Origin of the sequence: Streptomyces sp. MS191, assembly GCF_008042125.1 — a bacterium.
Taxonomy (GTDB): Bacteria; Actinomycetota; Actinomycetes; order Streptomycetales; family Streptomycetaceae; genus Streptomyces.
On record NZ_RDBI01000064.1, the window covers coordinates 1 to 20599 of the forward strand.

18 protein-coding genes and 1 pseudogene are annotated in these 20599 nt (G+C 74.0%); 11 read left to right on the plus strand and 8 right to left on the minus strand.

Features of this window, described 5'->3' with window-relative positions:
• Both EAO71_RS26570 and EAO71_RS26575 read right to left on the minus strand, forming a co-directional pair.
• Positions 1-547: pseudogene (locus tag EAO71_RS26570) on the minus strand (DNA alkylation response protein); the annotation flags it as partial.
• A gap of 16 nt (positions 548-563) precedes the next feature.
• A complete protein-coding gene (locus EAO71_RS26575) occupies positions 564-1187 on the minus strand; it encodes a TetR family transcriptional regulator (RefSeq protein ID WP_147980352.1) in 624 nt (207 codons plus the stop codon).
• Between the two features lie 358 nt (positions 1188-1545).
• Here EAO71_RS26575 and EAO71_RS26580 point away from each other — a divergent pair, with 358 nt between their 5' ends.
• Positions 1546-3024 carry a long-chain-fatty-acid--CoA ligase gene (locus EAO71_RS26580; protein WP_147980353.1) on the plus strand — a complete coding sequence of 493 codons (1479 nt, stop codon included), beginning with the start codon at positions 1546-1548 and terminating at the stop codon, positions 3022-3024.
• Between the two features lie 127 nt (positions 3025-3151).
• On the opposite strand, the gene EAO71_RS26585 is transcribed toward EAO71_RS26580, so the two are convergent.
• On the minus strand, positions 3152-3796 hold the full coding sequence (locus EAO71_RS26585; protein WP_147980392.1) for a DNA alkylation repair protein: 645 nt from the start codon (positions 3794-3796) through the stop codon (positions 3152-3154).
• 145 nt (positions 3797-3941) lie between these two features.
• Here EAO71_RS26585 and EAO71_RS26590 point away from each other — a divergent pair, with 145 nt between their 5' ends.
• The 3 genes from EAO71_RS26590 (at position 3942) to helR (ending at position 8526) form a co-directional block, all read left to right on the plus strand.
• Entirely contained in the window at positions 3942-4664 is a 723-nt protein-coding gene (locus EAO71_RS26590) for a helix-turn-helix transcriptional regulator (RefSeq protein WP_147980354.1), read from the plus strand.
• Between the two features lie 32 nt (positions 4665-4696).
• Positions 4697-5794 carry an MFS transporter gene (locus EAO71_RS39205; RefSeq protein ID WP_147980355.1) on the plus strand — a complete coding sequence of 366 codons (1098 nt, stop codon included), beginning with the start codon at positions 4697-4699 and terminating at the stop codon, positions 5792-5794.
• Positions 5795-6372: 578 nt separating this feature from the next.
• Positions 6373-8526, plus strand: coding sequence for an RNA polymerase recycling motor ATPase HelR (gene helR, locus EAO71_RS26600; RefSeq protein WP_147980356.1), 2154 nt, complete (start codon positions 6373-6375; stop codon positions 8524-8526).
• Positions 8527-8577: 51 nt separating this feature from the next.
• On the opposite strand, the gene EAO71_RS26605 is transcribed toward helR, so the two are convergent.
• Positions 8578-9864 carry an alpha/beta fold hydrolase gene (locus EAO71_RS26605; protein ID WP_147980357.1) on the minus strand — a complete coding sequence of 429 codons (1287 nt, stop codon included), beginning with the start codon at positions 9862-9864 and terminating at the stop codon, positions 8578-8580.
• A 168-nt stretch (positions 9865-10032) separates the two neighbouring features.
• Positions 10033-11649: an extracellular catalytic domain type 2 short-chain-length polyhydroxyalkanoate depolymerase gene (locus EAO71_RS26610; RefSeq protein ID WP_147980358.1), complete on the minus strand. Its 1617-nt coding sequence runs from the start codon at positions 11647-11649 to the stop codon at positions 10033-10035.
• Positions 11650-11813: 164 nt separating this feature from the next.
• Here EAO71_RS26610 and EAO71_RS26615 point away from each other — a divergent pair, with 164 nt between their 5' ends.
• A complete protein-coding gene (locus EAO71_RS26615) occupies positions 11814-12329 on the plus strand; it encodes a tetratricopeptide repeat protein (RefSeq protein ID WP_147980359.1) in 516 nt (171 codons plus the stop codon).
• 80 nt (positions 12330-12409) lie between these two features.
• On the opposite strand, the gene EAO71_RS26620 is transcribed toward EAO71_RS26615, so the two are convergent.
• Positions 12410-12727 carry a cupin domain-containing protein gene (locus EAO71_RS26620; protein ID WP_147980360.1) on the minus strand — a complete coding sequence of 106 codons (318 nt, stop codon included), beginning with the start codon at positions 12725-12727 and terminating at the stop codon, positions 12410-12412.
• A 367-nt stretch (positions 12728-13094) separates the two neighbouring features.
• On the opposite strand from EAO71_RS26620, the gene EAO71_RS26625 reads away from it, so the two are divergent.
• Together EAO71_RS26625 and EAO71_RS26630 are read left to right on the plus strand one after the other, a co-directional pair.
• Entirely contained in the window at positions 13095-14045 is a 951-nt protein-coding gene (locus EAO71_RS26625) for an AurF N-oxygenase family protein (RefSeq protein ID WP_147980361.1), read from the plus strand.
• 39 nt (positions 14046-14084) lie between these two features.
• A complete protein-coding gene (locus EAO71_RS26630; RefSeq protein ID WP_147980362.1) occupies positions 14085-15797 on the plus strand; it encodes an FAD-dependent oxidoreductase in 1713 nt (570 codons plus the stop codon).
• A 125-nt stretch (positions 15798-15922) separates the two neighbouring features.
• On the opposite strand, the gene EAO71_RS26635 is transcribed toward EAO71_RS26630, so the two are convergent.
• Entirely contained in the window at positions 15923-16603 is a 681-nt protein-coding gene (locus EAO71_RS26635) for an SDR family oxidoreductase (protein ID WP_147980363.1), read from the minus strand.
• Between the two features lie 169 nt (positions 16604-16772).
• Here EAO71_RS26635 and EAO71_RS26640 point away from each other — a divergent pair, with 169 nt between their 5' ends.
• Positions 16773-17114 (plus strand): DUF5713 family protein, encoded by a 342-nt coding sequence (locus tag EAO71_RS26640; protein WP_147980364.1) that lies wholly within the window; start codon positions 16773-16775, stop codon positions 17112-17114.
• Between the two features lie 111 nt (positions 17115-17225).
• Positions 17226-18404, plus strand: coding sequence for a DUF6924 domain-containing protein (locus EAO71_RS39210; protein ID WP_261992370.1), 1179 nt, complete (start codon positions 17226-17228; stop codon positions 18402-18404).
• 53 nt (positions 18405-18457) lie between these two features.
• On the opposite strand, the gene EAO71_RS26650 is transcribed toward EAO71_RS39210, so the two are convergent.
• The gene (locus EAO71_RS26650) at positions 18458-19039 is read right to left on the minus strand and encodes a TMEM165/GDT1 family protein (RefSeq protein WP_147980365.1); all 582 of its coding nucleotides are present in this window, start codon (positions 19037-19039) and stop codon (positions 18458-18460) included.
• Positions 19040-19371: 332 nt separating this feature from the next.
• Between EAO71_RS26650 and EAO71_RS26655 the strand changes: the two genes are divergently transcribed.
• Together EAO71_RS26655 and EAO71_RS26660 are read left to right on the plus strand one after the other, a co-directional pair.
• Complete coding sequence (locus tag EAO71_RS26655) at positions 19372-20067, plus strand: TetR/AcrR family transcriptional regulator (RefSeq protein ID WP_147980366.1); 696 nt, start codon at positions 19372-19374, stop codon at positions 20065-20067.
• The coding region (locus EAO71_RS26660; protein ID WP_147980393.1) for an MFS transporter at positions 20064-20599 on the plus strand (536 nt) is incomplete at its 3' end. The genes EAO71_RS26655 and EAO71_RS26660, both read left to right, overlap by 4 nt.

The following is a 20599-nucleotide window of genomic DNA, read 5'->3' on the forward strand; positions in this document are numbered from 1 at the left end:
ACGGGGCGCGCAGCCCGGGGTCGTAGACGCGGCTGGTGAGCAACGGCTCGTACTCCTTGGCCAGTTCCGGCGCCGCGCGCAGAGCCGGGACGACCGCGTAGGTCATGGACACCGGGCAGCCGTGGCCCGCCTCCGCGGTGCTCCACACCATGAAGCCCGCCGCGCGGGCGACATGGGCGCCGGGGCGGCTGTCCGCCCAGGGCGCCCCGCCGAGGCCCTCGCCGATCGCGACGTCCATCAGGGCGTGGTACGAGGGGTGGAAGTCGACCTCGTCGACGCGGTTGCCGTAGCGGTCGTGGGTGCGGAGCTCGGGCTCGTGGCGGTTGGCCTCGTCGGCCCACCGCTGGACCTCCTCGCTGCCGGCGCGGCGGCCGATGCGGTGCAGGTCGTCGACGTACCAGCCGGCCCCTTCGCGGCGGACGCCCTCCAGCAGGACGGGGTCGTCGGCGACGTCGTGCCCGACGAGGGGCGGGACCTGGTTGGTCACCTCGTGGGTGTGCGCCGTGGGGTTGCTGCGCAGCGGCGGGATGTCGGCGGTCGCGGTCATGGACGGTCCTCCGGAGTCAGTGGGACGGGCGATCGGCGGGACGGGCGCCCGCGCAACGCAGCGCCACGGCGGTCAGTTCGGTGAGCAGGTCGTCGACGGAGCCGGAGTCGGGCGCGCCCAGCGGGTCGACGAGGACCTCGCCGACGGCGCCGGTCAGCGCGGCGGCGGTGATGTGCGCGTCCTGCGCGGGCAGCAGCCCGGCGGCCATGCCCTCGCGGACCACCTCGGCGAACAGTTCGCGGTAGCGGCGCCGGAAATCCAGCCGCTCGGCGCCCAGCGCCGGCTCGGCCGGCGCCGCCAGCAGCGCGTAGGCCAGTCCGCCCCGCTCCAGGGCGCGCCGGGCGAAGACGCGTACCCCGCGGGCCAGCCGCTCCACCGGGTCCCCGCCGCCCCGGAGCACCTCGCCCAGGACCTCGACCTCGCGGCCCGACGCGCGGCGGAAGACCTCCACGGCGAGCGCCGCCTTGGACGGGAAGTGCTGGTAGACGGAGCCGGCCGAGATGCCCGCCGCGGCGGCGACGGCGGTCACGGAGGCGTTCGCCCAGCCCACCTCGGCCACCACGTGGGTGGCCTGGACGACCAGGCGCTCACGGGCGGCCTTCAGGCGTTCGAGCTCGGCGGGGGTCTTGCGGTAGGCCATGCGAAGAAGTGAACCATCATTCAGTGCTTCGATCCAGACCTCGGCGGGTGTCGCCCGGAAGGGCCGGCCGTGACGGGAGCCCGCGGCCGGCGCACGGGTCCCGCCGCCGGCTCCGCTTCCGGTTCCGTCTCCGGCCTGCCCGCGTCTCGCTGCTGACGCCGGGCCGCCGGGTGCTCCGCGAACCGCCGCCCCGCACCGACTCCGGCCCGGGGGGCCACCCTCGAACGTCGCACCCGCTTCACCGCGAAGCCGGGCTTCGGCAGACTGCCCGGTGTCATCGCCTCCGCGCTGTGGGGCCGACCCGACGTCCACCCACCCGCAGGACCTCAACCCTCCTCCGCAGAAACGAGAGTTCGCAGTGAACCTGGCCGACCTTCTCAGCCGAACCGTGGCGGTCCACGGCGACCGGATCGCCGTCGAACTCGGCGACGACTCCCTCACCTACACCGAACTCGACGCGTACGCGGGCCGGGTGGCCGCGCTGCTCGCGGACCGCGGTGTGGTGCCCGGCGACCGCGTCGGTCTGATGCTGCCGAACCTGCTCGAGTTCCCGGCCCTGTACTTCGGCGTCCTGCGGGCGGGCGCGGTCGTCGTCCCGATGAACCCGCTCCTCAAGGCCCGGGAGATCGGACACTGCCTGCGCGACTCGGGCGCCGCGCTGCTGTTCGCCCACGACTCCGCCGTCACCGAGGCCGAGCGCGCGGCGGACGGCACCGACGCCGCGGTGGTCCCGTTCCGGGCGGGCGCGCTCGCCGAACTGCTCGCCGCCCACCCGCGTCCCGTACCCGCGCAGGACCGCCGGGACGACGACACCGCCGTCATCCTCTACACCTCCGGTACCACCGGTGTGCCCAAGGGTGCCGAGCTGACCAGCGCCAACATCGGGAGCAACGCCGAGATCTGCGCGCGCTCGCTATTCGACCTCCGCCCCGAGGACGTCGTCCTGGGCTGCCTGCCGCTGTTCCACGCCTTCGGGCAGGTCTGCGCCATGCTGACGGCCGTCACCGCGGGCGCCCGACTCACCCTGCTGTCCCGCTTCGAGCCGGATCTGGCGCTGCGGACCATCCAGGACCGCCGCGTCACGCTCTTCGCGGGCGTCCCCACCATGTACGCCGCGCTGTCCGCCACACGCGCGCGGCAGCCCGACGCGTACGACACGGGTTCGCTGCGGCTGTCCGCCTCCGGCGGCGCGTCCCTCCCGGTGGAGGTCCTGCACACCTTCGAGGAGGCCTTCGGCTGCCCCGTCCTGGAGGGCTTCGGCATGTCCGAGACCTCGCCCGTGGCCTCGTTCAACCACCCCGACCGCCCGCGCAAGGCCGGGTCCGTCGGCACGCCGATCGAAGGCGTCGAGATGCGGCTGGCCGACGTCGAGGACGGGGTCGGGGAACTGTGCGTGCGGGGCCACAACGTCATGAAGGGCTACTGGGGCCGCCCGGCGGCCACCGCCGAGGCGGTCCGGGACGGCTGGCTGCACACCGGCGACCTCGCCCGCGTCGACGAGGACGGCTTCTACTTCATCGTCGACCGCAAGAAGGACCTCATCATCCGCGGCGGCTTCAACGTCTATCCCCGTGAGGTCGAGGAGGTCCTGTACGAGCACCCCGCCGTCGCCGAGGCCGCCGTGGTCGGTGTGCCCCACCCGGCCCTCGGGGAGGAGGTGGCGGCCGCCGTCGCGCTGCGCCCCGGAGCGGAGGCCACCGCCGACGAGCTGCGGGACTTCGTACGCGAGCGGATCGCCCCCTACAAGTACCCCCGCGAGGTGATGCTGCTGGAGACCCTGCCCAAGGGCGCCACCGGCAAGATCCTCAAGCGCGAGATCCCCTTCGGCCGTTCCTGAGTCCGGCCGCGCGGGCCCCGGCCGACCCGCCGGGGCCCGCCCGCGCCAGGCATCGCGGTCCGGGCGCCACGGCACGGGCGTTGCGGTCCGGGCGCCACGGCGAGGAGGCGGGTCGGCGGGACCCTCCCTACGCTTCGCCCTTCCGGCGGACCATCTCGGTGATCCAGACGGGCGCGAACGGAGACGTGCAGCCCGGGGGAGTCGGGTAGTCCTTGAGCACCTCCAGGCGCTCACCGATGTCCAGGGCGCGGGCGCGGTGTTCGGCGTGCTCGATCCCGATCTGGGCCAGGCAGTGGTTCATCGCCCACTGCAGGCGGTCCGGGGCGTCCTTCATCTCCGCCTCGACGACGTCGAGCAGCCCCGCCAGGTCGAGGCCCTCGGGCTTCTTCCCCACGCGTTCGGTGGTCAGCGCCCAGCCGGCGCTCGCGACCACGGGATCCGGATCGGCGCACCAGGCCAGGCGCAGCTCCTCGGCGTGCGGGCTCTTCTTCACCACGTAGTTCACGAGCCAGTCATGGACCTTGGGCGTGCGAGCCTCGCGCAGCATGGCGTCCAGCTCGTCCCGCTCGAACGCCTTGGGGCGGCAGATCAGGATCGCGAGCAGTCGCGCCGCGGAGTCGCCCGACTCCCAGAGGCGGCACGCGAGGTCCTGCTGCGTCCTGAGCCGCTTGGCGAGCGCGCGCAGCTTGCCGAGGTTCACCCCGTGGTCGTCACCGTGCCTCTCGTTCACCGCGCGGACCTTCGGGTCCTCCAGCGCGGCCAGCTCGGCCATCACCTCGGCCGGCTCGGCTTCGATCGTTCCGGCCACTCCAGCCTCCTGTCGGTCAGTGCGGATTCAGCCTACGACGGGTGGCGGAGTCTTCCCGCGCGGGACCCGGCTTTCTATCTCCAACCTGCGTTGTTCCTAGAATGGCGGGATGGAGGACATCGAAGCGATCGCGGCGCTTCAGGATCCGGTACGACGCCGCCTGTACGAGTACGTTGCGGCGCAGGGCCGCGAGGTCGGCCGCAACGAGGCGGCCGAGGCGGCCGGGGTGGCGCGGACGCTCGCCGCGCACCATCTGGACCGGCTGACCGAGGTCGGGCTGCTGGAGAGCGGCAGCCGACGTCTGACGGGACGCTCGGGTCCGGGCGCGGGACGCCCGGCCAAGGTGTACACGCGGGTGCGGACCGAACGGTCGGTGTCCCTGCCGGCCCGCGACTATCGCACCGCCGCGGAGCTGCTCGCCCAGGCCGCCGAGGAGGCCGGGCTGGACGCCGGGCTCTGTGCCGCCGCGCGCCGCCGGGGCGAGGTCCTGCGGGGCTCGGCGGCGCCCTGCGGCGGACTCGACGAGGCCATGGAGATGCTGGCCGCCCGCGGCTACGAACCGCATCGGGAAGGCGTCGGAACGGCCGACGGCGCTCCGGGTGCCGACGGCGCCGACGGTGCCGCGTCCGGGGCAGGCCCCTCGGCCGTCGTCCGCATGCGCAACTGCCCCTTCCACGCGGTCGCCGAACGCTTCCCGCCGCTCGTCTGCGGCATGAACCTCGCGCTGCTGGAGGGGCTGCTCGGCACGGACGGCGCCGTCCGTGCCCGCATGGACGCCCGCCCGGGGGAGTGCTGTGTGGTCGTGGAGCCTTCTAAAAACAATAATCATTGACATAGAAAACCGGGCCGTGCTGGGATGACGCCATGACCGCATCCGCGCCTGCCGCCCACCTCGCCCAGCTCAACCTCGCCACGCTCCTCCACCCCTTGGACGACCCGCGCATGGCCCCGTTCGTCGAGATGCTCGACCCGGTCAACGCCGCGGCCGACGCCGCGCCCGGCTTCGTGTGGCGGCTGGTGGAGGAGGGCTCGCCGGACGCCACCGGACTGCGCCCCGCGGGGGAGGGCGTCATCGTCAACATGTCGGTGTGGGAGAGCCAGGAGGCGCTGTGGGACTTCACGTACCGCAGTGGGCACCTGGAGGTGATGCGGGGGCGCCGCGACTGGTTCGCCCGGCACGTGGAGGCCCACCTGGTGCTCTGGTGGGTCCCCGCCGGCCACCGCCCGACCGTCGGCGAGGCGCTGGAGCGGCTGGCGGACCTGCGGGCGCACGGCCCGTCGCCGCGCGCCTTCACCTTCTCCTCCCGCGGTCCCGCCGCCCGCGCCGCCACCGCGCCGGACGCCGGGACCGCGGAGCCCACCCGGCGCCGTACCCCCCGGCGGATCTGGATCCTGGCGGCGCTCGCCCTCATGCTGATGCTCTGCGAAGGCGTGGCCAACGACTGGAGCGTGCTCCACCTGCGCGACGTCCTGGACGCCCCGGCCGCCACCGCCGCGCTCGCCTACGGGGCCTTCTCCACGGCCATGACCGCCGGACGCCTGCTCGCCGACCGCCTCACCGGCCGGTTCGGTGCGGTGGCGATCCTGCGCCACGGCTCCGCGGTCGCCGCGCTCGGCCTGACCGCGGCCGCGCTCTCCCCCTGGATCCCGCTCGCGCTGGCCGGCTGGGCCGTGTTCGGCGCCGGCCTCTCCGGCTGCATCCCCCAGCTCTTCAGCGCCGCGGGCCACGCCGACAGCGACGCCGCCGGGGTCAACGTCTCACGGGTCGCCGGACTCGGCTACCTGGGCATGCTCGCAGGCCCCGCCGTCATCGGGCCCCTGACCCACCTCGTGCCGCTCAACCTGACGTTCCTGCTGCCCGTGGCCTTCTGCGTCGTCGCCGCCGGCGCGGCCGGCATCCTGCGCGAGCCGGAACCGGAGCCCACGCGTCCGGGCGTCCGGCCGCGGACCGAGACCGTCTGAGCCCGGAGGGCCCAGCAGACCGGGGCCGGCGCGGACACGCCGATGTCGGCCGCCGTCCGCGTGCTCCGAACGGGTCCGCCGCCACGGGGCCATGCCGCCGGGTCCGCGCCCGTCCGCGGTCAGGTCCGACCGGCGCGCCCGGTTCAGGTGCGACCGACGCCCCCGGGGGTGGCCTCGCGTGCGAAGCGGACAGGAGGGGCCGGGCGGCCTCGGGCGAAGGACGTCGCCGTTGCGCGGCGGGGGAGCGCACCCGGGCGCACAGCGGCCGCGACGCGAAGAGGGGGGAGTGAGGGAGAGGGAGGACAAGGAGGAGTACCCACTCCTTTCCACTCTCAACTTATAGCGCACGGGGGGCCTTGCGGCAAGGCCCCGGTGGTGCCGCAGAATCATCGGCCGAAGCCGGAATCCACCGAACGAGGAGACTCACTCAGTGCGTGTGTTGTGGTCGGTCCAGAGGGCGTGCGGTGACGGCGAGCGGGCGCTGCGAACCGCCCGGCCGTCGCGGGCACACGGTGCCGGGAGGCGGGCCCGCCCGCGACCGGCCCGCACGGGCGTGAACACGGAACGGAGCCGATGACATGAACTCTCTGACCACCAGCCCGTTCGAGCTGTCCGAACGCCTCTCCGCCAAGGCCGACCCGGCGCTGATCGCCGGCGACGAGCGGCACTTCGCGGCCATCGCGGAGACCCTGGAGCAGACGATCGCCGAACTGTCCGAACGCCTCGACGCCACCCGCCGGGCCCCCGGCGGCGTCGGCCGGGAGGCCATGGACCGCGACGCCGAGATCCACCGGCTGACCGGCCGGCTGCGCGCCCTGCGCCGCTTCGGCCTTGACCTGTGCCTCGGACACGTCGTCAGCGCGGACGACGCCGAGCCGCTCTACATCGGACGGCTCGGCCTCACCGACAGCACGGGCCGCCGCCTGCTGGTCGACTGGCGTTCCCCCGCGGCCGAACCGTTCTTCGCGGCGACCCACGCCCGGCCCATGGGCCTGACGAGCCGTCGCAGGTACCGCTGGACCCGAGGCCGGATCGGCGACTACTGGGACGAGGTGTTCACCGCCGACGGGCTCGAACGGCACGCGGCCCTCGACGACCAGTCCGCCTTCATCGCCGGCCTGGGAGCCAACCGGACGGAGCGGATGCGCGACGTGCTCGCCACCCTCCAGGCCGACCAGGACGCCATCGTCCGGGCCGGCTCCCGCGGCGCCCTCGTCGTCGACGGCGGCCCGGGCACGGGCAAGACGGTCGTCGCCCTGCACCGCTCCGCCTACCTCCTCTACTCCGACCCCAGGCTCGGGCACCGGCGGGGCGGCGTCCTCTTCGTCGGTCCGCACCAGCCCTACCTGGCCTACGTCGCCGACGTCCTGCCCAGCCTCGGCGAGGAGGGGGTGCGGACCTGCACCCTGCGCGACCTCGTCCCCGAGGGCGCCACGGCCCCGGACGAGACCGACCCGGAGGCGGCCCGGCTGAAGTCGTCGGCGGCCATGGTCAGGGCCGTCGAGAAGGCCGTCGCCTTCTACGAGGAGCCGCCGTCCGAGGCGATGACGGTCAGCACCCCGTGGGCCGAGGTCCGGCTCACCGCCGACGACTGGGCCGAGGCGTTCGCGGCGCCCGGACCGGGCACGGCGCACAACGAGGCACGGGACCAGGTCTGGGACGAGCTGGCCACGATCCTGCTGGACAAGCACGACGGCGAGGTCCCCGCCGACCGCTTCCGCCGGACCCTGCTCGGCGACCGCGAACTCGTCGACACCTTCCACCGGGCATGGCCCCTTCTCGAGGCGACCGACCTCGTCGGGGACCTGTGGTCGGTGCCCGCCTACCTGAGGATGTGCGCCCCCTGGCTCGGTCCCGACGAGGTCCGGCGGCTGCAGCGTGCCGACGCCCAGGCGTGGACCGCGTCCGACCTGCCGCTCCTGGACGCGGCTCGGCTGCGGCTCGGCGACCCGGAGGCATCCCGTCGCAGGCGCCGGCAGGAGGCGTCCGCCGCCGCCGAACGCGAGCGCATGGCCGGCGTCATCGACAACATCATCGCGGCCGACGCCGACGGCGAGGGGGCGGTGACGATGCTGCGCGGACGCGACCTTCAGGACAGCCTGGTCGACGAGGGCGCGCTGCCCGGCTTCGGGGCGGACCCCCTCGCCGGTCCCTTCGCACACATCGTCGTGGACGAGGCGCAGGAACTGACCGACGCGGAATGGCAGATGCTGCTGCTGCGCTGCCCGTCCCGGAGCTTCACCATCGTCGGCGACCGTGCCCAGGCCAGGCACGGCTTCACGGAGTCGTGGCGCGAACGGCTGGAGCGGATCGGGCTCGACCGGATCGACGTGACGTCCCTGAGCATCAACTACCGGACCCCGGAGGAGGTCATGGCCGAGGCGGAACCGGTCATCCGGGCCGCGCTCCCGGACGCCAACGTGCCCACCTCGGTGCGCAGCAGCGGCGTCCCCGTCGTCCACGGATCCGTCACCGAGCGGGACGGGATCATCGAGGCCTGGCTCGCCGAACACGCCGAGGGGGTCGCCTGCGTCATCGGCGACCCGACGTTCCGGGACACGCCCCGCGTCCGCTCGCTGACGCCGGGGCTGTCGAAGGGCCTCGAGTTCGACCTGGTGGTCCTCGTCGACCCGGAGGACTTCGGCACGGGCGTGGCGGGAGCCGTCGACCGCTACGTCGCGATGACCCGGGCGACACAGCGACTCGTCGTCCTCACGAGCCAACGACCCTGAGCGGCGCCGAGCGGCCCCGCCCGGGATCCGGGCGGGGCCGCTCGGCGGCCGTCAGCCCCGCGCGAGCGTGTCGAACCAGCGCACGACGTGCGGTCCGGCCAGCTTGAAGGAGCCGTTGTGGTCGGCCTTCCCGTGGTCGACCACCGGCGCCGTCACCCCGTGGCGGGCCAGATCGGCCGCGCAGTGCACGGAGTTGGCGATCGGCACGTCCGTGTCCCCGGCCGCCGTGTGCAGCCGGACCGGGACCGCGGGCTTCCAGTCGCAGGTCCCGTCCTGGGCCCGGAGCGCCGCCGCCAGCGCGCCGTCCGGATGCCGCAGCCGTTCGAGGAAGGAGTCGGTCAGCAGCTCCCGCACCGAACCGGGCAGCCGGCCGACCACCTCCTCCTCGGTGTGGCGGGTGTCGAAGAGCTCCTCCACCTGGCCGGCGTACGGTCCGCGGAAGACCTCCGCGGGGTCCTCGTACAGCGGGTGCAGCCTGTTCTGCGCGGTGAGGAAGTACGCCATGTAGAAGACACCGCTGATGTCGTTCACACGTCCGTCGAGCAGGCCGGGTACCTCCGCGCCCCGGAGGTCGTACGGCCCCGCGACCGGCGCGAGACCCCGCAGCCGGAAGTGCCGGTCCGCGCCCCGTGCCAGCTCGCGGCCGAGCGCCATGGCCACCTGCCCGCCCTGGGAGAACCCGGTGCCGTACACGTCGCCGGTGAGCGGCCTGCCCAGGCGGCCGGCGGCGGTGCGCGCGGCCCGCAGCATGTCGAGGGAGGCGGAGACGGAGGACGAGGTGTCCATGTACGGGTGGAGTCCGGGACCCCGGCCGAGACCGAGGTAGTCGGGGGCGGCGACCGCCCGCCCGGCGGAGGCGTGGAGGTAGGGGGCGTACAGCCCGAAGTCCTCGGTGACGGACGGGGCGTAGTCCCGGTGGACCATCGTGCCGTGCGTGTCGGACACCAGGTCGAGCCGCGGATCCCCGCCCCGGGGGAGCACCAGCAGACCGGTGGCGACGGTCGGAGCTCCCTGCGGGGTGACGGTCCGGTAGGTCAGCCGGTAGCCGCGCACCCCGTGGCGCACGGTCCCGGTGTCGATGCCGCCGGCGCCCAGGAACGCGGCGACCTCGGCCCGGCCGAGGTCGGACAGCGGTGTGACGGCGAGGAGGGCCCCGCGCCCCGCTTGCTGCCGGTGCTCGACGGCGGTGCCGGCGACGCCCGCTCCCGCCGGTGCCGCGACGGCCGGAGCGGCGACGAGGACGGCGAGGGCGACGGCGGTCGAGGCCGCCGCCAGACGGCGGACGCGCCGGCCGCGGGCCCCGCCTCCGGGCGAGTCGGATGTGAAGGTCTCGGTCATGGCGACGACGCTACGGAGCCGGCGCTCCCCGGGACATCCGGCGGCCCCCCGGCCTCCGGGGGCCCCGGCCTCACCCCGGAAGCGGGGATTCCCCCCCGCGGCGGGGAGGGGGCGCCACCCCCTCGGTGCCCGGCCCGCGGCCGGCCGGGCACCGCCGACGGAGCGCGGCTACCGGTACTCGACCGTCAGCGTCACCGGCGTGTCCTTGTTGACGAAGAGATACGCGGTCGACGTGGGCGCCGCCTCGAACCGGAGCCGGAACTGCGTGGTCCCCGAGCGGTCGATCGCGGCGAGGGCCGTTGCCGAGAGGTCCGTCGAGACCGCGCCACCCGAGGAGAACGCGGCGATCCGGGCCCCGCCCGCCACCGTGGCGGTCGCACCCCAGTCCGCGGCCTCGACCGCGCAGCCGCCGAAGCAGCCCGTCCGGACGTCCACCAGCAGCTGGTGCCCCGCGGGCGAGGACCACGGATCGCCCGAACCGCTGCTGCGGTTCACCGTCAGGTACGCCCGGGTGATCTCCTTGCCCGCGGGGATCGTCGACGTGTCGAAGGACAGCAGAGTCCGGTTCACCTTGCCGTCGGTGCCCCGTCCCAGCGCGAGCCCGTACGTGTCCTCCAGCGTCCCGACCGCCGCCCCCGAACCGTCGGCCGCCGCCTTGACGTACCCGTCCTGCGCGTCCGTGCCGGCGATGGTCACCCGGTCACCGGCCGGCGGGGGAGTGCCGCCGCCGCGCAGTGCCCGGACCATGCCCATGATCGCCTCGATCTGCTTGCCGCCGTGCCGGGCGTACGCCGAGTCGCCGAGGTAACCCCACCAGTTCCAGCAGCCGTTGGGGTTCTCCAGCGTGGCCGTCGCGGCCGCCTGCGGGTACAGCACGATCATCCGGTTGGTGTCGGCGTACTCGTTCAGATACGCCTTGTCGATGAACTGGGTGCCGAAGCCCTGGTACCCGTGGCCCTGCTTGCAGCCGTGCAGGGCCACCATCAGCGTGCACGTCGCCCCGCCCGAGCAGGAGGCGGGGACGTACACGAAGCCGTTCTCGTCCAGCGACAGCGGTGCCGCCGCGCCGCCGGGGGCGTAGACGTTCTGGTCGAACCGGATCAGCGACCCCGTCGGCGAGGCGCTCGGGGCCGCGACCGTGCCCAGCAGGTGGCCGAGCAGGTCGCGCTCGGCGTCGAGACCGCAGTTGTTGATCCACGGAGTCTGCGTCACCGTACAGGAGTTGGGGCCCAGCGGGCTGATCCAGGCGTGCCCGGCCGCGGTGCTCCGGTTGTACTGGACGCGGGCGCCGAACCGCCCGTAGTAGTCGGCCAGCGCGTCGGCCACCGGCCGCTTCACGGTCGTGTCGCCCGAACCGCTGAACACGTAGACGGGGTCGCCGGCCAGCTGGGACACCGGGTCGACGAGTCCCTGCGCCGACCAGTTCCGGGTGGTCTGCTCCAGCTGCGCGAGCTGCAGGTCCTGAGTCGTGTTCATACAGGCGTTGAGCGCGGTGGCGAGCTGGTTCTGGGCGCAGTCGAACGGGCCGGAGGCGAAGGCCGCCGATCCGCCGAAGGTGCCGGAGTACGCCACGTGCAGCTGCGTGGCCATGTAGCCGCCCGAGGAGACTCCCGAGCTGTAGACCGCGCCGACGTCGTACGGCTGGAGGGTCCCGGGCACCGGCGCCGGGGCCGCCGCGGCGGCGGGTGTCGCGCCGCCGGGCGCCGCGAGGGGGAAGAGGGCCGCGGCCACGGACAGCAGCAGCGCTGCCAGCCTGCGCGGACGGGTGGTGTGGGGTGGTCGCATGGGTACTCCCGGGCGGCTCGGTCATGGGTGATGGCCGGGAGGCTAGGGGCGGCCGGGCCGCGGCTCCTATGGGCCGGGGCGCCACAAACACCGGGGCGGAGTATGGCGGTCCGTCATCTGGAGTGCTCCCGCCCGCTTCAACGGCGACCTGCGAGGATGGCGGCATGAGCGACGAACACGTGAGCGGCGCCCGGGACGAGCTGCTGGCCGAGGCGGTCGGCCTGCGGGAGCGGGGCGCCCGCGAGGAGGCCCGGGAACGTCTCCTCGCCCTCGCCGCACGCCACCCGGAAGACCCCGAGGTGGCCTACCAGACCGCCTGGGCGCACGACGTCCTCGGCCTGGAGGCCGAAGCCGTTCCCTTCTACGAGACGGCGCTCGGCGCCGCCGCCGCGCTCGGCGAGGAGGACCGCCGGGGCGCGTTCCTCGGACTCGGCAGCACCTACCGGGTACTCGGCCGCTACGAGGAGGCCGTGGCCATCCTGCGCCGCGGGGCCGAGGAGTTCCCCGACGACGGCGCGCTGCGCACCTTCCTCGCCATGGCCCTGTTCAACACCGGCGAGCATCACGAGTCGACGCGGCTCCTGCTGCGTCTGCTCGCCGCCACCAGTGAGGACCCGTCGGTGCGCCGCTACCGGGAGGCCGTCGAGTACTACGCCGAGGACCTGCACGCGACGGTGTGACGGTCCGTCCGCCCTGTCCACCCTGAACCCCGCCGGTCCTCCGAGCGCGGCCGTGCCACCGGGTTCCCGCGGCGGCGCGCTCAGTCGTTGACGGCGGTGAGCAGGACGACCGCGTCCTCCAGCGCGGCGAGCCCGTGCCGTTCCTTCGGGATCATGTGCAGCTCGCCCGCCGACAGCTCCTGCGACCGCCCTCCGGCGGTGAGCGCCACCCGGCCCCGCAGCACCTGGAGACTCGCGGCGGGCGGCGCGTTGTGCTCGTCCAGGGCCGTACCGGACACCAGCGCGATGACGCTCTGCCGGAGCACCCCGTCGTGGATGATCACGTGGGCGCTCCGGCCGTGCGCGTCGGCGCGCGCCTTGGCCAGGTGTTCGTCGGCGAGGGCTGCGAGATCCTGCATCGTTTCTCCCTGCGGGCTGCGCGGGCTGTCCGTCCCAGCCTTGCGCGAGTCCGGCGGGACGCAAGTCGAGATCCCGGGCGCGTGCGCCGCGCCGGCCGATGTCGCCGTCCCCGCGCCGCGCGGTACCCGCCCTCGCCGCTCCGACGCGGAGGGAGTTCACCGCCGACCGGCGCCGATGCCGGCCGGCCGCTGCCGTGCCGCCGGGGCCGGGCCGGCCCCCGAACGGCCGGTCGTGAAGAGACGGTACGGATTTCTTACCGAGGGGTAGGCCCACCCCAGGCTCTTGTTATACGTTCCGTCTAACAGCTTGCTAGACGTGACGTCTAATAAGCCGACGGGTCGATCACTCGATTCAAGGAGCCGCAGGATGGCAAGCAGCACCGTTCGGCCGGACAGCCGGGGTCAGGAACAGGGCCCCGCCCGGGGCGACGACCGTGACCTCCTCGACGAGCAGGAGGTCGCGCGGCGACTGCTCGACTCCGCCGCGAAACTGTCGTACGACCCCGCCACCGACGTGGACTGGGACACCCCGCTCGACAAGGAGTTCCACGGCGCCAGCCCCGAGTGGAGCACCCTGTACGGCACCGCCTACTGGAACGAACTCACGGAGTCGCAGCGCAAGGAGCTGACCCGGCAGGAGGCCGCCTCCGTCGCCAGCACCGGCATCTGGTTCGAGATGATCCTGCAGCAGATGGTGCTGCGCGACATCTACGCCAAGGACCCGACAGGGCCGGAGTTCCAGTGGGCGCTCACCGAGATCGCCGACGAGTGCCGCCACTCCATCATGTTCGCCCGCGGCGCGGCGAAGCTGGGCGCCCCCGCCTACCGGCCCCGCCGCGCCGTCCTCGAACTCGGCCGGGCCTTCAAGACCCTCGCCTTCGGCGAGGCCGCCTACGCGGCGATCCTGGTCGCCGAGGAGGTCCTCGACGTCATGCAGCGGGACTGGATGCGGGACGAGCGCGTCGTCCCCTTCGTCCGCACCATCAACAACATCCACGTCGTCGAGGAATCGCGGCACATGAAGTTCGCGCGCGACGAGACCCGCAAGCGGCTGCGGCGCGCCGGCCCCCTCCGCCGCCGGATCCACGCCTTCGTGATCGCCGTCGCCTCCTACTTCATCGTCATCAGCATGGTGAACCGCGACGTCTACGCGAACGCCGGGCTCGACGCACGGCGCGCCCTCGCCGAGGCCCGCGCCAACGAGCACCACCACTCCCTGATGCGCTCCAGCTGCTCCGGCCTCATGGAGTTCCTGGCCTCGGCCGGCCTCCTCACCCGACCCGCGCTGGCCTTCTACAAGCGCGCCCACCTGATCTGAGCCGTCCCCGTCCCCGAGCGAGCGACCCGAGCCGACGACATGACCTACGTCATCACCCAGACCTGCTGCAGCGACGCCACCTGCGTCGCCGTCTGCCCCGTCAACTGCATCCATCCGACCCCCGAGGAACGGGCCTTCGGCAGCACCGAGATGCTGCACGTCGACCCGAAGGCCTGCATCGACTGCGGCGCCTGCGCCGACGCGTGCCCCGTCGACGCGATCCTTCCCGCGGACAGCCTGCCGAAGGCGCAGCGGCACCACCTCGCCCTCAACGCCGCCTACTTCGCCGACCAGGAGCCCGAACCGACGCCCCCGGGGCCCAACTTCCACGCCTGGGGCCGGCCCGACTTCGCCCGCGGCATCCCCTCCGACTTCGCGCCGATCCGGGTCGCCGTCGTCGGGACCGGCCCGGCCGGCATGTACGCGGCCGAGGACCTGCTGCTCCACACCAACGCCGAGGTGACCCTCGTCGACCGGCTGCCCGTGGCCGGCGGCCTGGTCCGCTACGGAGTGGCGCCGGACCACCCCGCGACCAAGAAGGTCGGCGAGACCTTCGCCCGCTTCCACGACCACCCCCGGGTGCGCATGCACCTGGGTGTCGAGGTCGGCAGGGACGTCACCGCCGAGGAGCTCGCCGCCCACCACGACGCGGTCGTCTACGCCGTCGGCGCCTCGACGGACCGCCGGCTCGGCATCCCGGGCGAGGACCTGCCGGGCAGCGTCTCGGCGACCACGTTCGTCGCCTGGTACAACGCCCACCCCGAGGTCGCGCCCGACGCCGTCACCCTCACCGGCCCGCGCGTCGTCGTGGTCGGCAACGGCAACGTCGCGCTCGACGTCGCCCGCATCCTGGTCTCCGACCCGGCCGCACTCGCCGCCTCCGACATCGCAGGCCACGCCCTCGCCGCACTGAGCGCCGCCCGCGTGCGCGAGGTGGTGCTGCTCGGCCGGCGCGGTCCGGAGGACGCCGCGTACACCACGTCCGAACTGCTCGCGCTGCGCCACCTGCCCGGAGTGGACCTGGTCGTCGACGACCACGATCCGCGGGTCGGCGAGGCGATCGACGCCGCGGCTCCCGGGGACCGGTCCGCCCTCCTCGCGGGCGTACCCCGCGAGACGGTCGACTGGTCGGGGGACCCGGATCCGAACCGGCGGCGCATCGTCCTGCGCTTCCACTCCGCACCCGTCGAGCTCGTCGGGGAGCCGGCCGCCGAGGCGAGCGGGGAGACGAACGGCCGCCCCGTCGCCCCGGGCCGGGGCGATCTCCCCCCGTGGGTCGTCCGCGTCACCGGCGGCCGGGGCCCGCAGGACCTGCCGGCCGGCATGCTCCTGCGGGCGATCGGCTACCGCGGCGCCCCTGTCCCCGGGCTGCCCTTCGACGAGGCGACCGGCACCGTCCCGCACGAGGGCGGCCGGGTGACGGGGCGGCCGGGAACCTACGTCGTCGGCTGGATCAAGCGCGGCCCCTCGGGCGGCATCGGAGCCAACCGGACCTGCGCCGCCGAGACCGTCGGCACGCTGCTCGCCGACGCCGTCGACGGCGCCCTGGCCGCGCCCTCGGCCGCGCACACCGCGAAGGCGTTCCAGCGGCTGGCCCGCCGCCGCAGCCGCCACCTCGTCGACGCCCGCGGGCTCGCCGCCATCGACCGGGCCGAACGGTCCCTGGGGCGCGACGCCGGGCGCCCCCGGGTCAAACTCGGCACCGTCGCGGAGCTGGTGGCGGCGGCGAAGGGCGGCCGCTGGAAGTGCTGACCGACCGCACCGCGCGGGCGGGCCCCCTCCGACACGCCGGAGAGGGACCCGCCCGCGCAAGGGTGGCGCGCCGCCCGCGTCCGCCGCCCGCGTCACGCCGACGACCCGCGTCACGCGGGGCCGGGTCAGCCGGCGAGACCCGCCTTGACCCGGCGGGTGATCTCGTCGGCGAGTACCTCCTCGCGTCCCGCCTCGACCGCGTCCAGCGTCTGGGCGGCCACGTCGGCCGGGCCGGTCTTGGGCTGGGCGACGCCCGCCGCCATCTCCGTGTCGATGAAGGCCGCGTGGGTGGCGACCACCAGGGTGCCCTGCTCGCGCAGTTCCTCGCGGATCGCCCGGGTCATCGACCAGGCCGCCGCCTTGGACACGCCGTAGGAGCCCGCCTGCGGCAGGCTGTGCCAGGCGAGCACCGAGAGCATGTTGACGAGCGCGCCGCCGCCGTTCCTCCGCAGGACCGGGGCGAAGGCGCGGCACATCGCCAGGGTGCCGAAGTGGTTGGTCTCCATCTCGGCCCGGGCGTCCTCCAGGCCGGGCGCGGTCAGCAGCGAACCCCCGCGCAGGATGCCGGCGTTGTTGACCAGGAGCGTGGTGTCGGAGCAGAGGCGTGCCGCCGCCGCGACCTGTTCGGGGTCGGTGATGTCGAGGCGCACGGGGACCAGGCGGGGGTCCGTCACCTCGACGGTCTTCGGGTCGCGGGCCGCCGCGTAGACCGTGCGGGCGCCCCGCGCGAGCAGGGCGGTGGCGAAGGCGCGGCCGAGACCGCGATTGGCGCCGGTGACGAGTGCGGTGCTGCCGGTGAGGTCCACGGGTGCTCCGGAGGGATGCGGGCGCGGGGGGAGACCGCGCGACGGACGGTAGTGAGTTTGAAATCTGGATTCACCCTAGACCGGTGCGTGCGGAAGTCAAACCCGGGGGGCGTTGTCAGTGGCGGGGTGGAGGATGGTCCCGACCGTGCCGACGAGGGGAGAGAGGCGCATGTCGATCACGAACCAGCAGGTGGCGGGACACGCCTTCCTGCGCGCGCTCTACGAGGACGGGTACTACCCGGACCATGTCGTCGACCGGGGGAGGGCGATCCTGCTGCGGCTCTGCGAGCGGATCGAGGCGGAGCGCCCGGCGGACCTGCCGGCGCTCTACGCGCTCACGGACGCGGCGACGGAGGAGTTCAACGCGCTGGAGGCGGAGTTCGAGGCGGCCGGGAGCGAGATCGAGACCGTCGCCCGCGAGGAGATCGCCGAGGACTTCTCCTTCGTCGCGTCGGCGTACGGGTTCCCGCACGCCGACGCGGAGGAGCTGATCGCCGTGCGGGAGTGGTGAGCGCCCCGGCGTGACCCGGCCCGACCGGCGCGAGGCCGTGCGCTCGCCGTTCGCGCGGCCCCGCTCGCTCCCGACCGTCCGCGGCGACGGGCCGCCCGATAGGTTCGCCGTATGACCGCGCAACGGGCAGACGTCCACCACTCCGTCTCGACCTGGCGGCAGCCGCTGCCGCCGACCGCCTCACCCCGGCGCGACGCTCTGGTCGGTGAGATCGCGCAGGAGATCCTGGCGCGCGGCACCGGTCGGCTGCTGGTGGGGATCGACGGATTCACCGCGGCCGGCAAGACGAGCTTCGGTCACGAACTGGCGGAGCGGCTCAGCGCCGCCGGACGGCCCGTCCTGCGGGCGACGCTCGACGACTTCAAGAAGCCGTGGAAGGACCGCCACCTCCACGACCGGGAGTCGGGAGAGGGCTACTACCGCAACGCGTACGACTACGAGAGCGTCCGACGCCTCCTGCTCGACCCGGCCCGCTCGCCCGCGGCCGACTCCTGCGCGCTGTGCGGCATCGACCCGCTGACCCAGCGGGACCACTCGGCCGAACGGACGCCACTCACCCCGGACACCGTGCTCGTCGTCGACGGGGTGTTCGCCTTCCGCCCCGAGACGGACCGGTACTGGGACTACCGCATCTGGCTCGACGTCGACGCCGAACTCTCGGTCCGCCGGGGCGCCGCGCGCGACCGGAACTGGGCCGGAACCGACGCGGAGTCGATCCACCGCGACCGCTACCTCGTGGCGGAACGCATCTACCTCGACGAGGTCGACCCGCTCCCCAGGATGGACGCGGTCATCGACAACACGGACTTCGCCGGTCCCGTCCGCCTCGCACCGAGGAGGCGGCCGGCCCTCACCGGGCGCGGCGCGTTCGACGCCCTCGTCGTCCGCACGGACTACGCGGACGAAGACGGCTGGCGCCAGGTGAGGACCGCGCTCGCCGAGGACCCGGAACTCGCCGTGCACGTCGTCGACGACCCGGCCTGGTCGGGCGCCGACCCGGACGAGGTACGGACGGCGGCGGCCGACGACGAGGACCTGAGCGTCGTGTTCCTCGCCGACGGTGTGACGATGACGGCGCCTCACCGCGCGCTGCTCGCCGTGACCGTCCTCGACCGTGCGGACTGCGACGACGAGGACCACGCCCGCCTCACCGAGTTCGGCGACCGGTTCCGTACCGTGCCGGCGGGCGTCCACGGCGTCCACGTCGACCTGTCCCTGGGGAACACGGACTTCGAGGAGTTCGCCGCGTGGGCGGCCGAGGACCCGGAGGGGGTCCTCCGGGAGGCCTGACGCGGGTGCGCCCGGGCCGCCGGGCCCGGGCACACCGCACGCCTACGGCTCTGTCACACGAAGATCTCGGTCAGCGACCAGATCGCCAGCCCGGCCATGCACAGTCCGCCGATCCGCTGGACGGTCTTCAGCGGGACGCGCTTGGCGATGAAGCGGCCCGCGAGCAGGGCGAGGGCCGAGACGCTCATCAGGGCGGCCGCGGCGCCGATCGCCGTGGACCAGGTCCCGTTGGTGGCGGCCAGGTTCGCCGTGGTGATCTGCGTCAGGTCGCCCCACTCGCTGATGAAGACGGCCATGAACGCCGTCGAGTACACCGGCCAGAAACCGGTCACCGTACGGCTGCCGGCCTCGTCCTCCTCGTCACCGCCCCCGCCGCGCAGCAGCATGAAGGCGCCGAAGGCGAAGAGCAGGGCCGAGATCAGTTTGACGATCCAGTCGGGGAGCAGCCCGATGAGGCTGCCCGCGCCGACGGCGATCGCGACGTGCACGAGAAACGCCGTCGAGGTGCCGTACCAGACGTACAGCGGACGCATGCGGGTGCCCATGGCGAGCGACGCGAACATCGTCTTGTCGGGGAGTTCGGCGAGGAAGATCAGCCCGAAGGCGGTGAGGATCGCCAAGGGGTCGAGGTGCATACCGGGGCTCTCTGCTCGGTCCGGGCCCGGGATCCGCACGGCACCACGGTGGGCGACGGGAGAACCACTCGGCCCGGCATGACGGACCACACCCGCGGGGAGGCGGGCATGGCGAAATACCTGGCCGAAGGTCTCGCCCGTCCGCGCGTCCGCACGGACCCGGTCACCGGGAACCTGAGGGCTCCAGTGTGTCGACGACCGGTTCGCAGGGCTACTCCCCTTCGCTGTCGCCCAGTGTAACCGAGGCGGACCAAGCCGATGAGGGACCCCTCCGCCGGCCTCATTCCCGATCTTGGTAGACAGTGTCTACGCCCGCCTGGTAGACACTGTCCATGACCTCAGAGCCGCCCGACCCCGACCCCGGCGCCACGCCCGCTGTGTCCGACGCAGGCCGCGACGCCGACCCCGGCCTGCGCGGCCGGCTCGTCGCCGCCGGAGTCGAACTGGTCCACGCGGAAGGAGCCCAGGCCCTCACCCTGCGTGAGATCGCCCGCCGCGCCGGCGTCTCCCACGGCGCGCCCCGCCGCTACTTCCCGACCCACCTGGACCTGCTGTCCGCCATCGCCAGGGAGGGCTTCACCGAACTGGCCGCCCGCGTCGCCGCGACGACAGCCGGCGACGACGCGCCCGACGCAGCCGCATCGGACCAGCCGCCCGCCCGAGCCCGCCTCGACGCCCTCGCCTGCGTCTACCTCGACTTCGCACTGACACGCCGGGGCATGTACGAGCTGATGTTCCGTCACGACCTGCTGGAGAGCGGACGACTCGGCCTGCGCGAGACCAGCCTGCCCCTCTTCGCACTGCTCACCGAACTCGTCGACCGCGTGCGTGCCGGGAGCGGCACCCCGTCCGGCCCGGACTCCGCCGTCGTCGCCGGCGCGCTCTGGGCCAATCTGCACGGCATCGCCCAGCTGTGGAGCTGGGGAAGCCTCGCACTCGCCGCGCGCACCGAGAACCCCGAGGACCTCGACACCCTGCTCCGGGCCGCCCTCGACGCCCATCTCGGCCCCACCAGGAGCGAACGGTGATACCCACCCGGCACCTCACCCTCACCTGCAGCGTCGTCGGCGCCGCGGTCGTCGCCCTCGACGGCACCGTCCTCACCGTCGCCCAGCCCGCCCTGCGGCGGGACCTCGACACCGGACTCGCCCAGGTGCAGTGGGCGAGCACCGGCTACCTCGTCGCCGTGGCGGCCCTCCTCGTCTTCGCCGGACGCCTCGGGGACCGCTACGGCCACCGCCGCGTCTTCGCCCTCGGCACCCTCGGATTCGCCGCCGCCTCGGCCGGCATCGCGCTCGCGCCGCACATCGGCTGGGTGATCGGCCTGCGGATCGTCCAGGGCGTCTTCGGGGCGCTGCTCCAGCCCGCCACCCTCGGCATGCTGCGCGCCGCCTTCCCGCCCGAACGCCTCGCCATGCCCATCGCCCTGCGCACCAGCGCCATCGGCCTCGCGGCCGCGGCCGGCCCCGGCCAGGACGGCGGCAGCCAGGACGAGCAGGGTCGGTGCCGTCGCGCCGTCCCGTGGCAGCGCGACGAGTACGTGTACGAGCCCGGCGAGGG